The sequence below is a fragment of the Zobellella iuensis genome, assembly GCF_016746085.1.
Taxonomy (GTDB): Bacteria; Pseudomonadota; Gammaproteobacteria; order Enterobacterales; family Aeromonadaceae; genus Oceanimonas; species Oceanimonas iuensis.
Map to the genome: position 1 here is coordinate 39,208 of NZ_JAERTZ010000008.1, position 16,991 is coordinate 56,198.

At 62.6% G+C, this 16,991-nt stretch carries 18 protein-coding genes; 8 read left to right on the top strand and 10 right to left on the bottom strand.

The genetic code is table 11. The features are described from left to right. The first annotated feature begins 82 nt into the window (after positions 1-82). Positions 83-1,246 carry a trans-sulfuration enzyme family protein gene (locus JKV55_RS03115; RefSeq protein WP_202082290.1) on the top strand — a complete coding sequence of 388 codons (1,164 nt, stop codon included), beginning with the start codon at positions 83-85 and terminating at the stop codon, positions 1,244-1,246. An 82-nt stretch (positions 1,247-1,328) separates the two neighbouring features. On the opposite strand, the gene JKV55_RS03120 is transcribed toward JKV55_RS03115, so the two are convergent. From JKV55_RS03120 to JKV55_RS03140, 5 genes are all read right to left on the bottom strand, one after another. Further along, a complete protein-coding gene (locus tag JKV55_RS03120) occupies positions 1,329-2,000 on the bottom strand; it encodes a methionine ABC transporter permease (protein WP_237332631.1) in 672 nt (223 codons plus the stop codon). Beyond that, positions 1,997-2,929 carry a methionine ABC transporter ATP-binding protein gene (locus JKV55_RS03125; protein WP_237332632.1) on the bottom strand — a complete coding sequence of 311 codons (933 nt, stop codon included), beginning with the start codon at positions 2,927-2,929 and terminating at the stop codon, positions 1,997-1,999. Before JKV55_RS03125 ends, JKV55_RS03120 begins: the two co-directional genes overlap by 4 nt. Before the next feature lie 50 nt (positions 2,930-2,979). After that, positions 2,980-3,807 (bottom strand): MetQ/NlpA family ABC transporter substrate-binding protein, encoded by an 828-nt coding sequence (locus tag JKV55_RS03130; protein WP_237332633.1) that lies wholly within the window; start codon positions 3,805-3,807, stop codon positions 2,980-2,982. A gap of 43 nt (positions 3,808-3,850) precedes the next feature. Further along, entirely contained in the window at positions 3,851-4,870 is a 1,020-nt protein-coding gene (locus tag JKV55_RS03135; protein WP_202082292.1) for an isopenicillin N synthase family dioxygenase, read from the bottom strand. Positions 4,871-5,164: 294 nt separating this feature from the next. Beyond that, positions 5,165-5,938, bottom strand: a complete 774-nt coding sequence (locus JKV55_RS03140) for a sulfatase-like hydrolase/transferase (RefSeq protein ID WP_202082293.1) — start codon at positions 5,936-5,938, stop codon at positions 5,165-5,167. Between JKV55_RS03140 and JKV55_RS03145 the strand changes: the two genes are divergently transcribed. The 5 genes from JKV55_RS03145 (at position 5,937) to JKV55_RS03165 (ending at position 10,487) form a co-directional block, all read left to right on the top strand. After that, on the top strand, positions 5,937-6,221 hold the full coding sequence (locus tag JKV55_RS03145; protein ID WP_202082294.1) for a TRAP transporter small permease subunit: 285 nt from the start codon (positions 5,937-5,939) through the stop codon (positions 6,219-6,221). The genes JKV55_RS03140 and JKV55_RS03145 overlap by 2 nt on opposite strands. Positions 6,222-6,605: 384 nt before the next feature. Further along, positions 6,606-7,631: a sulfate ABC transporter substrate-binding protein gene (locus JKV55_RS03150; RefSeq protein ID WP_202082295.1), complete on the top strand. Its 1,026-nt coding sequence runs from the start codon at positions 6,606-6,608 to the stop codon at positions 7,629-7,631. A gap of 48 nt (positions 7,632-7,679) precedes the next feature. Then, entirely contained in the window at positions 7,680-8,516 is an 837-nt protein-coding gene (cysT, locus tag JKV55_RS03155) for a sulfate ABC transporter permease subunit CysT (RefSeq protein ID WP_237332634.1), read from the top strand. Positions 8,517-8,534: 18 nt separating this feature from the next. Continuing rightward, positions 8,535-9,401 carry a sulfate ABC transporter permease subunit CysW gene (gene cysW, locus JKV55_RS03160; RefSeq protein WP_202082296.1) on the top strand — a complete coding sequence of 289 codons (867 nt, stop codon included), beginning with the start codon at positions 8,535-8,537 and terminating at the stop codon, positions 9,399-9,401. An 18-nt stretch (positions 9,402-9,419) separates the two neighbouring features. Beyond that, positions 9,420-10,487 carry a sulfate/molybdate ABC transporter ATP-binding protein gene (locus JKV55_RS03165; protein WP_202082297.1) on the top strand — a complete coding sequence of 356 codons (1,068 nt, stop codon included), beginning with the start codon at positions 9,420-9,422 and terminating at the stop codon, positions 10,485-10,487. Between the two features lie 78 nt (positions 10,488-10,565). On the opposite strand, the gene JKV55_RS03170 is transcribed toward JKV55_RS03165, so the two are convergent. The 3 genes from JKV55_RS03170 to JKV55_RS03180 form a co-directional block, all read right to left on the bottom strand. Further along, a complete protein-coding gene (locus JKV55_RS03170; protein ID WP_202082298.1) occupies positions 10,566-11,147 on the bottom strand; it encodes an RBBP9/YdeN family alpha/beta hydrolase in 582 nt (193 codons plus the stop codon). After that, a complete protein-coding gene (locus JKV55_RS03175; protein WP_202082299.1) occupies positions 11,134-11,388 on the bottom strand; it encodes a hypothetical protein in 255 nt (84 codons plus the stop codon). The genes JKV55_RS03170 and JKV55_RS03175 overlap by 14 nt, the downstream gene beginning before the upstream one ends. A gap of 131 nt (positions 11,389-11,519) precedes the next feature. After that, positions 11,520-12,392 carry a hypothetical protein gene (locus JKV55_RS03180; protein WP_202082300.1) on the bottom strand — a complete coding sequence of 291 codons (873 nt, stop codon included), beginning with the start codon at positions 12,390-12,392 and terminating at the stop codon, positions 11,520-11,522. 292 nt (positions 12,393-12,684) lie between these two features. On the opposite strand from JKV55_RS03180, the gene JKV55_RS03185 reads away from it, so the two are divergent. Together JKV55_RS03185 and JKV55_RS03190 are read left to right on the top strand one after the other, a co-directional pair. After that, entirely contained in the window at positions 12,685-13,608 is a 924-nt protein-coding gene (locus JKV55_RS03185) for a sulfurtransferase (protein ID WP_237332635.1), read from the top strand. Between the two features lie 129 nt (positions 13,609-13,737). Then, positions 13,738-14,937, top strand: coding sequence for a YeeE/YedE family protein (locus JKV55_RS03190; RefSeq protein ID WP_202082301.1), 1,200 nt, complete (start codon positions 13,738-13,740; stop codon positions 14,935-14,937). A 23-nt stretch (positions 14,938-14,960) separates the two neighbouring features. Here the strand turns inward: JKV55_RS03190 and JKV55_RS03195 are convergent, their stop codons facing one another. Together JKV55_RS03195 and JKV55_RS03200 are read right to left on the bottom strand one after the other, a co-directional pair. Next, positions 14,961-15,896 carry a CysB family HTH-type transcriptional regulator gene (locus tag JKV55_RS03195; RefSeq protein ID WP_202082302.1) on the bottom strand — a complete coding sequence of 312 codons (936 nt, stop codon included), beginning with the start codon at positions 15,894-15,896 and terminating at the stop codon, positions 14,961-14,963. 138 nt (positions 15,897-16,034) lie between these two features. Then, the gene (locus JKV55_RS03200; RefSeq protein ID WP_202082303.1) at positions 16,035-16,979 is read right to left on the bottom strand and encodes an AEC family transporter; all 945 of its coding nucleotides are present in this window, start codon (positions 16,977-16,979) and stop codon (positions 16,035-16,037) included. Positions 16,980-16,991 lie beyond the last annotated feature (12 nt).

Genomic DNA, 16,991 nt, shown 5'->3' on the forward strand with positions numbered 1-16,991 from the left:
CCGAGCGCACTGTCTCGACGGTCAGCCCAGGTCCAGATTGAAACAACCTATTATCATCACCGAATCGGCGACAACCAAAAATATGCATTTCAAGACACAACTCATACACAGCGGCGCGGGACCGGACCGGGAAACCGGCGCCCTGAATACCCCGATATACCTGAGCAGCACCTTCGGCTATGGCAGCGCCGAAACCGGCCGGGCCCGCTTCGGCGGCGAGCAGGAGGGATACATTTACAGCCGGATGGCGAACCCGACGGTATCGGCCCTGGAACGGCAACTGGCCAGCCTGGAAGGCGCCGACGAGGCACTGGTGCTGGCCAGTGGCATGGCCGGCGTCAGCAGCGTTTTCTACGCCCTGGCCAGTGCCGGAGACGAAGTCGCCGTCATCGATCCCGTCTATGGCGGCACGGCGGCGTTTCTGCAGCAAACCCTGAGCCGTGCCGGCATAAAAGTCCGCCGCTACCGCGATGACGGGCACCTGCTGGCCGACCTCGATCCGGCCACCCGCCTGGTGCTGTTCGAACCACTGACCAATCCCGACCTGAAGGTGAACGACCATCGCAAGATCAAGGCCGCCGCCGACAGGGTCGGCGCCATCACCGTCTGCGACAACACCTTCCTCAGCCCCTACCTGTTCAAACCGCTGACGGCCGGTATCGATATCGTGCTGCACAGCGGCACCAAGTACCTGAGCGGCCACGGCGACATTATCGCCGGCGTGGTGGCCGGCCGGCGCGAGCTGATGCAACCCATCCGCACCCTGGGCCTGAAGCACCTCGGTGCGGCCATCGGCCCTCAGGAAGCCTATCTGTTACAGAGGGGCTTGCGCACCCTGGCCCTGCGCATGGACGCCCATCTGGCTGGCGCCGCCAGGGTGGCCGAATTTTTAACCGCACACCCTCGGGTGCACCGAGTGCTTTATCCCGGCCTGCACGGCCATCCTGGCCATTCGGTGCTGGCCGAAAGCATCGGTGCCTTCGGCGCCATGATCAGCATCGAGCTGAACGGTGGTTTCGATACCGCCAGCCGCTTCCTGGACAAACTGGCACTCTTTACCCAGGCCGTCAGCCTGGGTGATCTGGAAAGCCTGGCCTGCCATCCGGCCAGTACCACTCATGCCGCCATGGATGCGGACAGCCGGGCCAATGCCGGCGTCACCGACGACTTGGTCCGGCTCAGCATCGGCGTTGAAGATCCGGCCGATCTGATTGCCGATCTGCAACAGGCGCTGGATTCGCTTTAATACCCCGGCGTCAGGTTTCAGCAACAAGAAAGAAGGCCCGCTCAAGGATCCTTGAGCGGGCCTTGCCGACAGGGTCGCGTTATCAGCGCCGGTGGGCCAGCGCACGCACCAGTCGATCCCCCACCATCTGGATGCCCTGTACTATCAGGATCAGCACCACTACCGTGGCCATCATCACGTCATTGTTGAACCGCTGATAGCCATAGCGGATGGCCAGATCGCCCAGGCCACCGCCACCGAGCACGCCGGCCATGGATGAAAAGCCGACCAGCATCACCACCGTCAACGTCAGACCGGCCAGCAAGGCGGGCAAGGCTTCGGGCAGCAGCACCTTGAACACCACGTGACGTACCGAGCCCCCCATCGCCAATATGGCTTCAATCCGTCCCTTCTCCACCTCGTCCAGGGCGGCTTCCACCACCCGCGCAAAGAAGGGAAAGGCGCCTATGGTAATGGGAACTATGGCCGCCGTGCTGCCCAGGGTAGTACCCACTATCCAGCGGGTAAGGGGGATCAAGGCGATCAACAGCACGATAAAGGGCAATGAACGCCCGACATTGACGACAGTGCCCAGTACCGAGCAAGCTCCCGGCAAGGGCAGTGTGCCCCCCTGCCGGGTGATGAACAGCAAGACCCCCAGCGGCAAGCCGATCAGCAAGGTCAGCAGGGCGGCCACCGCCACCATGTACAGTGTTTCCAGGGTGGCGCCAAACACCAGCGCCGCCAGTTCATACCAATCCATGCCAGTGTTCATACCCACTCCGCGGCGATTCCACGTTCATTCAGTGACCGCAGCAAGTCACTCAGCGCTTGCCCGTCCGCCGGGCTGTGCAGACCAAGCCGCAGCCGTCCAATGCGCTTGCCAGCGACGGCTTCGACACCGCCGCTCAGAAGCGTCACGCCGATGCCGGACTGCCGCAGCAACTCACTCAGTACCGGCGAAGCCACTGTGGTGTCCCAGAAGGTCAGTTCGGCCACCGATGCTTCTCCGTTGTGCCCCGGATCGCAGTAAGGCAACAAGGCCCGCCCAAGCCGGGAATCCGCTCTCGTCAGCAGCTCCGCCAGCGGCCCGGTTTCGACCACCCTCCCCTGATCCAGCAAGGCGGCCCCGTCGCAGATCGCCTTTACCACCTCGAGTTCGTGGGTGATCAGCACTATGGTCAGTCCCAGTTGTCGGTTGATATCCTGCAACAACGCCAGTATGGAAGCGGTCGTCTCCGTGTCCAGGGCGCTGGTCGCCTCGTCGCAGAGCAAGTAGCGCGGATTGGCGGCCAGGGCACGGGCAATGCCCACCCGCTGTTTCTGCCCGCCAGACAGTTGCGACGGAAAGGCATCCGCCTTGTTGCCCAGCCCCACCAGTTCCAGCAACTCGGCCACCCGCGCCCGCCGCTGCGCCTTGGGCACCCCGATGATCTCCAGCGGAACGGCCACGTTGTCGGCCACGTTGCGGGCATGCAGCAGATTGAAATGCTGGAAAATCATGCCGATGCGCTGGCGTTGCAGTCGCAGCTCCCGTTTGTCGAGCAGGGTCAGATCCCGCCCGTCCAGCAGGATGCGGCCCGCCGAGGGCCGCTCCAGCAGGTTCAGACAGCGGATAAGGGTACTTTTACCGGCTCCGCTGCGCCCCAGAATGCCGAACACCGAACCGGTGGGAATGGTCAGCGACACATCCTTCAACGCCATCGTATGACTACCGGCATGCCGATAAACCTTGTTCAGATGTTCGATAACGATCATGAATTGGTGTCCCCATCTCGTACCGGAATCACCGAGCCGGCGTACTTCTCCTTGATGAAGGCCGCCACCTCCGGCGACTGCAACTCATCGGCCAGCTTGCGAATGCGGGGATCCTCCGCCAGTTCGGGGGTGGTCACCAGTATGTTGGCATAAGGATTGTTCTGTTCGCTTTCCAGGGCCAGGGCATCCTTGGCGGGAACCAGGCCCGCCTCGAGCGCGTAGTTGCCGTTGATCACCCCCAGATCCACATCGGCCAGCGCCCGGGGGATCAAGGGCGATTCCACTTCCAGGATCTCCAGGCTTTTGGGGTTATCGGCGATGTCCTTGGGTGTCGCCTGGTCCCGCGCCGGATCATTGAACCCCTTTTTAAGGGTGATCAGGCCCTGATCTTGCAGCAGATACAGGGCTCGGCTAAGGTTGGTCACGTTGTTGGGAACGGCGACCCTGGCCTTGTCCGGCAGCTCGCTCAATTGCCGGTATTTGCTGGAGTAGATCCCCAGAGGCTCGATATGTACAGTGGCGGCAATGGCGAACTCACGCCCCAGTGCCTGCTCCTGGGCCCTGAGATAGGGCACGTGCTGAAAGTAGTTGGCATCGACATCCCCATGGGCCAGCAGCTCGTTGGAATTTACGCCACTGGAAATTTCGATGATCCGCAATTTCAAGTTCGGTTCGTTTTTCTGGATATACTGCAATATTTCCGCATGGGGTACGGCATCCGCCGCCACCCGCAATACCTCCGCGGCCTGGCTTACGCCCGCCACGGAAAGGGAAGAAGAAAACAACGCAACACTGATGGCACGACTCATTAGGCTGTTAAACATGGTCAATCTCCAGATATAAAATAAAAAATATTAAAAACTATTATCAAAGATGATGTTCCAGCTCCGGATAATGGCGCAGCGCCACATCGGGATGGGAACGTAGTCGCCCCTTGAGATAATTGAACCCCACCTCCCTGAACAGGGGATTGGCGGGATCGGTCGCCACTCCCCGGGCCTGTGCCGCCAATGGCGCGGGCAGCGCATAACGGGGAACCACGGCATCGAGCCGGGCGCCCAGAAAGAAGGCGACAGATAGCCGGTCCTCGCCGGAGGGTGGCGCCAATACCCGGTGCGTGGTGGCCCTCAGGTAACCATCGGTGGCCAGCTCCAGCAGTTCGCCGATATTGACCACCAGGGTGCCCTCAAGCGGCACGGCATCGATCCACCGGCCAGGCTCCACCTCGACCTGCAGACCCCGCTGGCGGTCTTGCAACAAAAACGTCAGGAAGCCCGCGTCCTTGTGCGCCCCCACGCCCTGGGCCTGGCCCGCCTGCCCCGGATAGCGGCACAGCTTGATATGCTGGTTGGGTTTGTCCTCGTACAGGCTGTCGAATGCGGACTCCGGCAACCCCAGGGCCTCGGAGAAGGCGCGGGCCAGGCGCCGCGCCATCAGGGTCATCTCCGCCTGCCAGCGCAACAGCGTCGGCCGAAGTTCCGGCAAGGACCGGGGCCACTGATTGGGGCCCTGCAGACGCGTCCAGAGGGGAGTATCAGGTGCGGCTGGCAAGGCCTCCCGTTCGGCGCCAATGTCGAATTGCTCGCGCCAGTCCGGCGCGCCACCGGTCAGTTCGGCCCCGGCCCGGTTGTAACCGCGAAAATGAGGGGAATTCACCATGGCCACCGCCAGCTTCTCCTGTTCCGGCAGGGCAAAAAAACGGTGGGAAAGATGTTGTACCTGTAACAAGAGTTCGGCCGAAATGCCGTGACCTGTCAGATAGAAAAAACCGACGTCCCGGGCGGCACCGCGCAAATCGGCAAGAAATTGCGTCTTTTGAATCGTCCCCGCATCATATCGGGACAAATCCAGTATGGGCAGACTATCCGAAGAATACCCCCGCTTCATATTTCACTCCATATTGACGATAACATTCCAATCGCGCTTTGATTACCAAGATTCCCAGTTGTGAGCAACAACAACGACAAAGAGCCATCACCACCTCTTTCAATATCACATTTCAATACAGGAACATTTATATCCCTGAGGACACAGCCAGTTATAAACCAGGGCACCGCTCTTGTTTACCAATTAAAAAAGGATTGCTATTGAATAAAAACGCTTAGATGAAATCAGAACGGGCCAAAAGCGCGGTAATAAAAAAGGGGCAACCTCTGCCCCTCAATGCACATAGAAGCAATGCTAAATAATGCCCCCGAACGTGATTCCCCGTCGCTCGAATTCAATGACCCCGGTTTCAATCATATAATCATGCCAGTCGGCCGGCAGCTCCGTGAGTTTTTCCGGCTGGCTGTCCGCCAGATCGCGTACCTTCCCCGGATCCCGCTCCAGATCGTACAGTTGCCAGGTTGCCAGACCGCTCGGCGCCGGTATATACACCAGTTTCCATTTGCCCTTGCGCCCGAACCGCTCCCGGCCGATCACGCTGTCGGCGTCATGGACATAGTCGGCCTCGTCCTGCAGATAAGACAGCCAGGAGCGGCCGCGCGGCGCCTCGATCGGTCTCCCTCGGTACTCTCGCCCCGGATGGACGACACCCGCCAGTTCCAGCAGGGTCGGCACCACATCCATCACGGAACCGAAGGCATGGCTTATCTGCCGCTGGCGCCGGAATCCCCCATAGTGCAGCAACGCCGACCCCCGTATACCGCCCTGGCTGGTGAAAGCCTTGTGCAGCCGCGACGGTGCCGTGGCGGCCTGGGCCCAGCGCGGTCCGTACCAGACATAGGAGTTGGCGTTGCCGATATTGTCCAGGCTGTTGTCGTAGTATTCGGCAATCACCTGCTCCAGGTTGGGAGCTAACTGCGGATAGGCCTCGAGCAAGGCCCCTTCGGCCCCGTTGTCGGACAGGAACAGCACCACCGTATTATCCAGTTTCCCGCTGTCGCGCAGGTAAGCCAGTACCCGGCCGATATTCCAGTCCATCCGCTCGACCATGGCGGCGTAGACCTCCATGGCGCGCGCCGAGGCCTGCCGTTGCGCGTCCGACAGCGCCTCCCATTCGGCGGTGTTGGCCTACCTGCCGGTGAACTATGTTCTGGTCGTTCACGGCCATATCTTTACCGGCATGGGCTGGCGCCGCTCGTCCATCGCGCTCGGCATGCCTCTGGCCTATGTGTTCGCGGCCATGCCGATATCGGGACTGGCGATGGCGCTGTTCACCATCGAGGTCGTTTATGATGATCTGCGCTGCCTGCTCACGGGACGCACGGTCCCTCATCCGCAGGAGGATATCTGAGCATGCCGCCAATCCTGACCTTGATTGCAAGTTTCCTGCTGCCCGACGCCTTTAACTATCGCTGAACACGCCCCCACTTACCTTGTTACCGACGCCAGAAAGCGGCCTCAGGCCGTTTTCTGGCGCTCCAAGCCACCCCGTTGACGAGCTGCAGTACCCGGACACCCCATTTGTCCATATCTTGCTCTAAAACATGCGCCATTATTGGCGTTTATATCTACAAATTCAGCCCTGCGTACACTGATGCTCCGTCCCTTTGCCAACCCCCCCTCTTTATTCATTTTTCAGATAAGAATTTATTTTTTATTTCGTTTTTAAAGGTTAACCCCTGCCCTAACATCCTCTCCAGACACCGATACCATCATCGACTCAGGAGACAAAAGGATGTCCAAACTCAATCGTACCCTCAAACAACTGGCCGGCATCAGCCTGCTTTCCCTGGCCGGTTTTGCCTCCCAGGCACAAACCGCCAATCTGCTCAACGTGTCCTACGATCCCACCCGGGAGCTGTATCGGGAATACAACCAGTGGTTCAGCGAGCAGTGGCAGGCCGAACAGGGCCAGTCGCTCAATGTGCGCCAGTCCCACGGTGGCTCCGGCTCCCAGGCCCGCGCGGTGATCGACGGCCTGGACGCCGACGTGGTCACCCTGGCCCTGGCCTACGACGTGGACGCCCTGCGCCAGCACGGCGAGCTGCTCCCGGAAAACTGGCAGTCCCGCCTGCCCAACAACAGCTCGCCCTATACCTCCACCATAGTGCTGCTGGTGCGCGACGGTAACCCCAAGAACATCAAGGACTGGGACGACCTGATCCGCGACGACGTGGCCGTGATCACCCCCAACCCCAAAACCTCCGGCGGCGCCCGCTGGAACTACCTGGCCGCCTGGGGTTACGCCCTCAAGCAAGATGGCGGCGACGAGCAGAAAGCCTATGAATTCGTGGAAAAACTGTTCAAAAACGTGCCGGTGCTGGATCCCGCCGCGCGCGGCGCCACCAACACCTTTGTGCAGCGTGGCCTGGGGGATGTGTTCATCGCCTGGGAAAACGAGGCCTTCCTGGCGGTGGAACAACTGGGCAAGGGGCAGTTCGAGATAGTGGTGCCCTCGCTCAGCGTCCTGGCCGAACCACCGGTCACGGTGGTGGATAAAAATGTGGATCGCAAGGGCACCCGCGCCCAGGCCCAGGCCTACCTGGAAGGGCTCTACAGCGATGACGCCCAGCGCCTGGCCGGCAGGCACTACTACCGCCCGTCCAACCCCGCAATCGCCGCCGAGTTTGCCGATCGTTTCCCGGCGCTTGAGCTGTTCACCGTGGATGAGCTGTTCGGCGGCTGGCAGCAGGCCCAGGACACCCACTTCAACGACGGTGGCAAGTTCGACCAGATCCTCGAAAGCATCGCCAAGCGTTAACCGTTAACAGAACTCAGGGGCCCTCGGGCCCCGTTAAAGGAGTGCAATATGATGTTTTCCTCCACCAGGCGTCGGAGCGTGATCCCGGGGTTCGGTTTGACCCTGGGATTTTCGCTGTTGTACCTGACCTTTATTTTCCTGATCCCGGTCGGCAGCCTGCTGCTCTACACCAGCCTGATGAGCTGGGAGGAGTTCTGGCGCGCCATCAGCCATCCCCAGGTGGTGGCCTCCTACAAACTGTCGTTCTCGGCCGCCTTTATCGGCGCCGCCATCAACCTGGTGTTCGGCGCCCTGGTGGCCTGGGTGCTGGTACGCTATTCCTTTCCCGGCAAGCGGCTGGTGGACGGGCTTATCGACCTGCCCTTCGCCCTGCCCACCGCCGTGGCCGGCATCGCCCTGGTCACCCTGTACGCCAGCACCGGCTGGGTGGGCCAGTATTTCCATGCCTTCGGCATCCGCATCGCCTATACCCAGGTCGGGGTGGTGCTGGCGCTGACCTACATCGGCCTGCCCTTCGTGGTGCGCACCGTGCAGCCGGTGCTGGAGGATCTGGAAGCCGAGCTGGAGGAAGCCTCCGCCAGCCTGGGCGCCAGCCGGCTGACCACGGTACGCCGGGTAATACTGCCCGCCCTGCTGCCGGCCCTGCTCACCGGCTTCGCCCTGGCCTTCGCCCGGGCCATCGGCGAATACGGCTCGGTGGTGTTTATCTCGGGCAACCTGCCTTACAAGACCGAGATCACCCCGCTGCTGATCGTGGCCAAGGCCGAGCAGTACGACTATAACGGCGCCGCCGCCATCGGCACCGTGATGCTGCTGGCCGCCTTCGTGATGTTGCTGGTGATCAATTTCCTGCAGTGGTGGTCCAGCCGCCGCTTTGCCCACTGATTTGTCGGAGACCATACCATGACCACACTGACCCATTCCGCCCCGGTCGCCACCGGCAGCGACTGGCAGCGGGCCACCGAAGAGCCCGCCTGGGTAAGGCGCACCCTCACCGGCATCGCCCTCACCTTTCTGGCGCTGTTCCTGGTGCTGCCGCTGCTGGTGGTGCTGTACGGCGCCTTCGAGCAGGGGCTGTCGGTCTGGCTCGCCGCCGTGACCGAACCCGACGCCGCCGCCGCCATCCGCCTCACCCTGCTGGTGGTGCTGTTGGTGGTGCCCGCCAACGTCATCTTCGGGGTGGCCATCGCCTGGGCCATCGCCAAGTTCGAGTTTCGCGGCAAGCCTATATTGCTGTCGATTATCGACATGCCCTTCGCCATCTCGCCGGTGGTGGTGGGGCTGATTTTCGTGATCCTGTTCGGCTCCCAGGGCTGGCTGGGTGACTGGCTCAGCGCCCATGAGCTGCGCATCATCTTTGCCGTACCCGGCATAGTGCTGGTGATCACCTTCGGCACCCTGCCCTTCGTGGCGCGCGAGCTGATCCCGCTGATGCAACAACAAGGCAAGCAGGAGGAAGAAGCCTCCCTCACCCTGGGCGCCAGCGGCCTCAAGACCTTCTGGTACGTGACCCTGCCCAACATCAAGTGGGGCCTCATCTACGGCATCATCCTCTGTAACGCCCGCGCCATGGGCGAATTCGGGGCCGTAGCCATCGTTTCCGGGCGGATCCGGGGCGAAACCAACACCATGCCCCTGCATATCGAGGTGCTCTACAACGAGTACATGTTCACCGCCGCCTTCGCGGTGTCCTCCATCCTCACCGGCCTGGCCCTGGTCACCATCGCCCTCAAATCCGGGGTGGAGTGGCTCGAACAGCGTAACCACTGACATTTTGCGAGTTGACCCATGAGCATCAAGATTGAAAATTTAAACAAGCGCTTCGGCGACTTTGTCGCGGTAGACAACATCAACCTGACCCTGCCGGACGGGCAGCTCACCGCCCTGCTCGGCCCCTCCGGCTCGGGCAAGACCACCCTGCTACGCATGATTGCCGGCCTGGAGCAGCCGGATTCCGGCCGCATCTCCTTCTACGGGGAAGACGCCACCGATCTGCACGTCAGCCACCGGGGGGTGGGCTTCGTGTTCCAGCACTACGCCCTGTTCAAGCACATGACGGTATTCGAAAACGTGGCCTACGGCCTGACCGTGCGCCCGCGCCGGCTGCGCCCGGACAAGGCCGCCATCCGCAAGAAGGTGATGAGCCTGCTGGAGCTGGTGCAGCTGGACTGGACCGCCGACCGTTACCCGTCCCAGTTGTCCGGCGGCCAGCGCCAGCGTATCGCCCTGGCCCGCGCCCTGGCGGTGGAGCCCAAGGTGCTGCTGCTGGACGAACCCTTCGGCGCCCTCGACGCCAAGGTCAGGGCCGAGTTGCGCCGCTGGCTGCGCCGGCTGCACGACGAAATTCACGTCACCAGCGTGTTCGTGACCCACGATCAGGAAGAAGCGCTGGAGGTGTCCGACCGGGTGGTGGTGATGAACCAGGGCCGGGTCGAGCAGGAAGGCTCGCCGGAAGAGGTGTACGATCACCCGGCCAATCCCTTCGTGTACCAGTTCCTCGGCAACGTCAACCTGTTCCACGCCCGGGTGGGCCAGGGCGCCGCCACCATCGGCGGGCTGCGCCTGCCGGTACCGGAGCTGAAGGAAGTGGAAAACGAAACCGGCCTGGCCTACGTTCGCCCCCACGAGATAGAGGTACTGGCCGGCCCGGCGCCGGACGCCCTGCACGCGGTGCTCGAGAGCCTGACCGTGGTCGGCCCCACCGTCCGGCTGGAGCTCAGGGCGGACGACGCCAAGGGGCTGATCCAGGCCGAGCTGCCCAAGACCCACTTCCGCACCCTGGGACTGCTGCAGGGCGACGATGCCTGGTTGCGCCCGCTGCGCAGCAAGGTGTTCCTCGACCAGCACAGCGCCTGAATCCTCAAAAAAGCTCAAGCAAGGGGGAGGCCGCGGCCTCCCCCTTGTTTATCTCCCGTGGCTCTTCTTGTCCCGGCCTTATGCATTCACCCCGGCCGCCAGCGGCAACCGCGCCAGCCAACGCATTCCCTCCGGCCACTGGCGGTGCCCGGACTCGGTATTGATATGACCCACGTCCCCGAGGATATGGGTCTCGGCCCCCCACCAGTCGCCGAACTGCCATACCCGCCGGCTGCTGGCGGTGGGATCGGTTTCCGAACCCAGGATCAGCGCCGGAAAGGGCAAGGGCGTGCGCGGCAGGGGCGCGAAGGGACGCAGTTCGTCCGGTGCCCCCGGGCGCTCCACATCCGCCGGCGCCACCAACAGGGCGCCCGCCACCCGCAACGCGGCTTCGCGCCCATGGCATTCCACCCAGTGGGCAATGGTCACGCAGCCCAGGCTGTGGGCGATCAGCACCACCGGGCGGCGGGCGCGGCGGATCATCCCATCCAGGCTGCGGATCCAGTCGTCCGGATCGGGCTTGTCCCAGCTCTGCACCGACAGCCGTTTCGCCCCCGGCAATAACTGCTGCCAGTGGCTTTGCCAGTGTTCGGGGCCCGAACCCTTCCAGCCCGGCACCATGATAAAGTCGACTTCATTCGGGCCGTCATGCATCCACATGATGCTTCCTCCGATAATCAGCCCTGCCGTCATCCATCCCGGTACGGACGCACAGGGTCATGGCGTCCCCGCTGATATTGAGACCGGGCCTGAGTGCCAATTCGTCAATCAGGCGGCTGGCGACGAATACGGACAACATACCTTGTGCCGTGCGCACATCCAGCTCCGATATCGCCGGCCCACGGTACAGTTCCATGATTTTACCCTGATAACAATAGGCATCCTGATACAAGACACTCATGCCGACTCCTGATGAATCCTAAGGTGTCATTAAGGTTAGTGCTATTACGCCGCAATAAAACCAAGAATTTATGCTTTATATTTCGGTTTCCATGGTAATGGCAATAGCCGCCGTCATACAAGCGATGACAATTACAACAACCAGGAGGGCGGATTGTCTTCCGCACTGGCCGGAACCATATTCCCGACCCGAGTCATGGGAACCGGCGTAATAGCATCCTGGAGCGGCGCTGATGGCGTACGTGTCAATAGAAACCCCATTTGCCGGAAACCCTCCTGCGCCAGCTGCGTCGTCGAGGCCGGTGCCAGGCTGAGCAGACCGGTCCGGTGCGCCTGTTGCAGCCACAGCCGCAGCCGGCGGCGACGGGCACCCGGGTGTTTGATGTCCAGGTCCGGCGACACCCAGTGCACTCCGATGCTGGCCAGTCGCGACAAGGCCTCGGGCTCCTGGGGCACCGCCTCGGCCAGGATCCGGTAACCGTGCCTGATAAAGCTGCGGGCGGCCTTTTGCACATGTCCCTCGGCCAGCAAGGGCGCGGCGGCCAGGCGCAGGATCACCGCGCTGGGTGTCAGTCCCACTCGCTGCAGCAGCCGGCCGAATACCTTGCCGTGATCCCCCGGCAGGGAGCCGATATGGCGCGGATGCACATCGACGATAAGCCCACCCTGGCGCCGGTGGAGCTGGTGATGGAGCACATGAACCATGCGCAGGAAGCGATCCAGGAACAGGATGTCCGCCTCGTTCCAGGCCTGCAGGTAGAGGATATCCGGGTTGATATGGTTGCCCGACTCGCCGGTCACCCGCAGCGAGGTTTCATTGAACAAGGGGCGGTGCCGGTAGGCGCCGAAGATGCCGCCGTGGTGGGGGGTGATATTGAGACCGCCGAGGCCGGCGACCAGCTCTTCGCCTTGCCGGCGCAGCACGGCCAGCTCCCGCAGTACCGAGCGGGGGTGGAGAAGATAAAGCTGTTCGAGCACATCGTCATAGGGGTCGGGCAATAGCATCGCTGCCTCCTGAAATATGGTAGAAGCCGGTTAAGAACAACATTTTCTTTCTACAGCAATCATTAAAGATGACGGGCATTCTTGTTTCCTCCGGGTAAAAGTCCATCTTGAGCATACCGTGCCAAAAACTATTTCCTAAAGCAAAATAACCGATATATAAATACCGAAAAATATTTATCCCTTATCCATTTTTATCGATATCCAATCCATGAATGGTTGTTTTACTCCCTTGCCGCTCTCGTTAATTATCGATGCTACTTTCCCTATTTCAGTCAATACCAAGGAGTCGAATATGAAATGGAAAAAACGCGTTCAGCGCATGGTGGTGGCCGTTACTGGCCTGCTCGCCTTTCAGGTCCATGCCGGAAACGAGGTACTGGTCAGTACCGACTGGCTGGAGCAGAACCTGAATAACGACAAAATCCGTATCGTCGAAGTCAGCGTCACGCCCGGCGTTTACGAGCGCGGCCATATTCCCGGCGCCGTCAACTTCCGCTGGCACAGCGATCTGGTCGACCCGGTGAAGCGGGACATCGCCAGCCAGGAAAATTTCCAGCAACTGCTGCGTGACGCGGGCATCTCCGACGGCACCACTGTGGTGCTCTACGGGGACAACAACAACTGGTTCGCCGCCTGGGGCGCCTGGATTTTCGATGTCTACCAGGTAGAGGGCGTCAAGCTGCTCGACGGCGGACGCAACAAATGGGAGGCGGAAGGCCGCCCACTGGATACCCGCGCCGCCCGTTACAACGGCGGCAACATCACCCTGACCGGCTACAACCCTCGGCTCAGGGCACGCCTGCAGGACGTGGTGGCGGTGGCGGAAGGGCGTGAAGACCAGGCCCTGATCGATATCCGCTCGCCCGATGAATACCAGGGCAAGGTGATAGCACCGGCCGGGGTGCAGGAGCTGGCGGTACGGGCCGGCCATGTGCCCGGTGCGGTGAACGTGCCCTGGAGCAGCGCGGTGGCGGCGGATGGCAGCTTCAAGCCGGCCGACGAGCTGCGCGCCCTCTACCAGTCCGTGGGTGTCGATGGCAGCAAGCCGGTGATCGTGTATTGCCGCATCGGCGAGCGCTCCAGCCACACCTGGTTCGCGCTCAGCAAGATCCTCGGCTACGAGGTGCGCAACTACGACGGCTCCTGGACCGAATACGGCAACAGCGTGGGGGTTCCTGTGACCAACCCGGCCGGTACCGTCTGGGGCGGGCTCTGAATTCCGTTATTGCTTGATGCTTCCTTGTTCCGTTGCAGGCCGCCATGGCTGCTCCATCTTGCCAGGACCTGAGCAGGCCGGCACGGGTATCAGCCTTTGATACCCGTTTTTTTATTGGGACTCTTCGTTATGCCTGGTTTTCTTGTCGTTTCATCCTCCACCCCGGCGATGCCCCATCGGTGGTGGCTGGCCGCGGCCATCGGCGGTGCGCTGCTCTGGGGCGGCTTCGCGCTCGCGTCACGTGCCGACGGCGATGCCCTGTCCTTTTCCCTGTTGAGTGGCGCCCTGTTCGGCCTGGTGCTGCAGCGCTCGCGGTTCTGCTTTTTCTGCATCAGCCGGGATTTTATCGAGCAACGCAACGCCTCCGGGCTGCTGGGGCTGCTCGCCGCCCTGGCGGTCGGTACCCTCGGCTACGCGGCGGTGTTCGGCGCCTTCGTGCCCGACCCGGGCAGCGGGCGCCTGCCGCCCGGCGCCCATATCGGGCCGGTCAGTTGGGTGCTGGCGGCCGGCGCCTTCAGCTTCGGCCTGGGCATGAGCCTGTCCGGATCCTGTATCAGTGCCCACCTCTATCGCCTGGGTGAAGGCGCCCTGGCCTCGCCCTTCGCCCTGCTCGGCGCCCTGGCTGGATTCATACTGGGCTTTATCAGCTGGAACCCGCTTTATCTCGGCAGCCTGCAACAGGCGCCGGTGGTCTGGCTGCCCGGGCACCTGGGCTACGGTGCCACCGTGCTGCTGCAACTGGCGGTGCTGGCCGTGCTCGCCCTGGTGTTGCTGAGGTTTCACCGGGCCCCTCCCCGAAGCCCGGCTGGCGGCGACGCGTCGCTCTATCGACTGCTGTTCGGAGCTCGCTGGCCCACCTTTGTCGGCGGCATTCTGATCGGCATGCTGGGAGTGGTGGCCTACTTCCGCGTCGCCCCGCTCGGGGTCACCGCCGAGTTGGGCAGCCTGGCGCGCACCGGCGCGGATCAACTGGGACTGCTGCCGACGCGACTGGAAGGGCTGGACGGCTTTTCCGGCTGCATGACGGTGATCAAGCAAAGCCTGCTGTCCAACAACGGCGTTTTCGTGGCCGGCCTAGTGCTGGCCTCCTGGGCGTCGGCCCTGCTGGCCGGAGACTGGCGTCCGCGGCGGCCCACCCTGACGGAGATAGGCCGCAACCTGGCGGGAGGGGTGTTGATGGGCTGGGGCGCCATGGTGGCCCTGGGCTGCACCGTCGGCACCCTGCTGTCGGGCATCATGGCGGCCGCGCTGTCGGGTTGGGTGTTCCTGCTGTGCTGCCTGCTGGGGCTGCTCGCGGGCCTGGGATTGCGCCGGCGCCTGCCGGGATAATGCTTGGGGAGGCTTTCCTCCCCTCAGCTCTCCTCGGCGCCGAAAATGGCCTCGTCGGCCGCTTCCCGGGTCAGCCCGGGGCTGCACAGGCCGAGGAAGTCGTAGACATAGCCGCGCAGAAAGGAGCCCCGCCGCACCCCCAGGTAGGTGGTGTTGGTGGGAAACAGGTGGTGGCAGTCGAGCAGCCGCAGCCCCTGATCCCGCCGCTCGTTGAAGGCCATGGATGCCATGATGCCGATACCCAGATCCAGCTCCACATAGGTCTTGATTACGTCGGCGTCCAGGGCCGACATGGCGATGTCGAGCTGGATGCCCGCCGTCCGGAACGCCTCGTCAATGTTGTTCCGCCCGGTGTAGCCCTCGTGGTAGGTGATCACCGGAAAGGCGGCGATATCGGCCAGCGAAACCTGCGGCAGGCGGGCCAGGGGGTGCGCCTCGGGCACCACCACGCCGTGATGCCAGCGGTAGTAGGGAAAGCAGGCGAAGTGCCGCTGGTTGGCCAGCAGGCCCTCGGTGGCAATGCCCACGTCCACCTCGCCGGCCTTGAGCAGCTCCGCGATTTCGTCGGGGCCGCACTGGTGCAGCGCCAGCCGCACCTTGGGGAATTTTTGCTGGAACTGCTTGAGCACCGCCGGCAGCGCGTAGCGGGCCTGGGTATGGGTGGTGGCGATGCGCAGGCTGCCGCTGTCGCTGTGCACGAACTGCTGGGCCGCCTGGCGCATGTTGTCGAGCTCGGCCAGGATCCGCTCCACCGAGCCCAGCACCAGCTCGCCCGGCTCGGTCAACCCCAGCAGCCGCTTGCCCCGCCGTTCGAACAGGGTCACGCCCAGTTCCTCCTCCAGATCCCGCAGGTGCTTGCTGACCCCGGACTGGGAAGTGAACAGGGCCGTCGACACCGCCGTCAGGTTGAACTGCCGCCGCGCCGTTTCCCGTACTATCCGTAACTGCTGTAGGTTCATGATCCTGCCTGGCCTCTGATTTCTTATTCCTTTATGAAATATAAAATCCCATTCATATATTCATAAATAATCTTTTTCGATATCTATAGCAGTATTGGTAGTAACAGGCTCGGCTGCTCGGGGCCAGGATGGGGCAACTCAGGCTATGCCCAGCAAACCTAACAGGAAAAGCCCGGCCATGACGCTGGCCGCCGACAACAGGGTGGAGATGGCGATGATGCTGGCCGCCAGCCGGCCGTCGCTGCCCGCCGCCTTGGCCATGACGTAACTCACCGCCGCCGTGGGGCTGGCCAGAAATAGGAACAGGATGCCGAGCTCCCGCCCGCCGAAGCCCAGCGCCCAGGCCAGGGGGGTGAACAGCAGCGGCGACCACAGCACCTTGATCAGGCTGGCTCCCAGCGCCAGGCTGCCGGACCGGCAGAAGGCCGAAAGCGACAGGCTGCCGCCCACGCAGATCAGGGCGATCGGCAGGGTGATGCCGGCGAAGTAGTCGCCGGACACCAGCAGCCAGTGTGGCAGGGAAAGCCCAGCCACCGAGCCCAGCAGCCCTGCCGCCACCGCGATGATCAGCGGATTGCGAGCCAGATCCCGCAGCACCGTCCAGGCCGTGGTCCGGTAGCCGCCGCCGTAAACCGACAGCACCAGGGTCGAGAGCACGTTGAACACCACTATGATGAGCCCGGCCATGACCCCGCCCACCGAGAGGCCGTAGTCGCCGTACAGCCCCGCCGCCAGCGCCAGGCTGATGATGCCGCAGTTGCCGCGAAAGGCCCCCTGCACGTATATGCCCCGCTCCGCCGCCGGCACCCGCCTCGCCGCCCAGGCCCAAGCACCGGCGAAGGTCAGGCAGGTGGCGATGCAGAAATAGCCCACCAGCCAGGGCTGCAGCGCCGTGCTCAGATCCGCCCGCAATATGCTCAAAAACAGCAGGGTCGGCATGGTGGCCTTGAAGGTGAGCATCGAGGCCGTGCCGATAAAGGCATCGTCGATCAGGCGGATTTTCTTGAGCAGGGCGCCCAGCAGCACCATGGTGAACACCGGCGCGGTCACCGCGAACACCTGGGCGAAGATCTCGTTATTCATCAATGGGCTCCC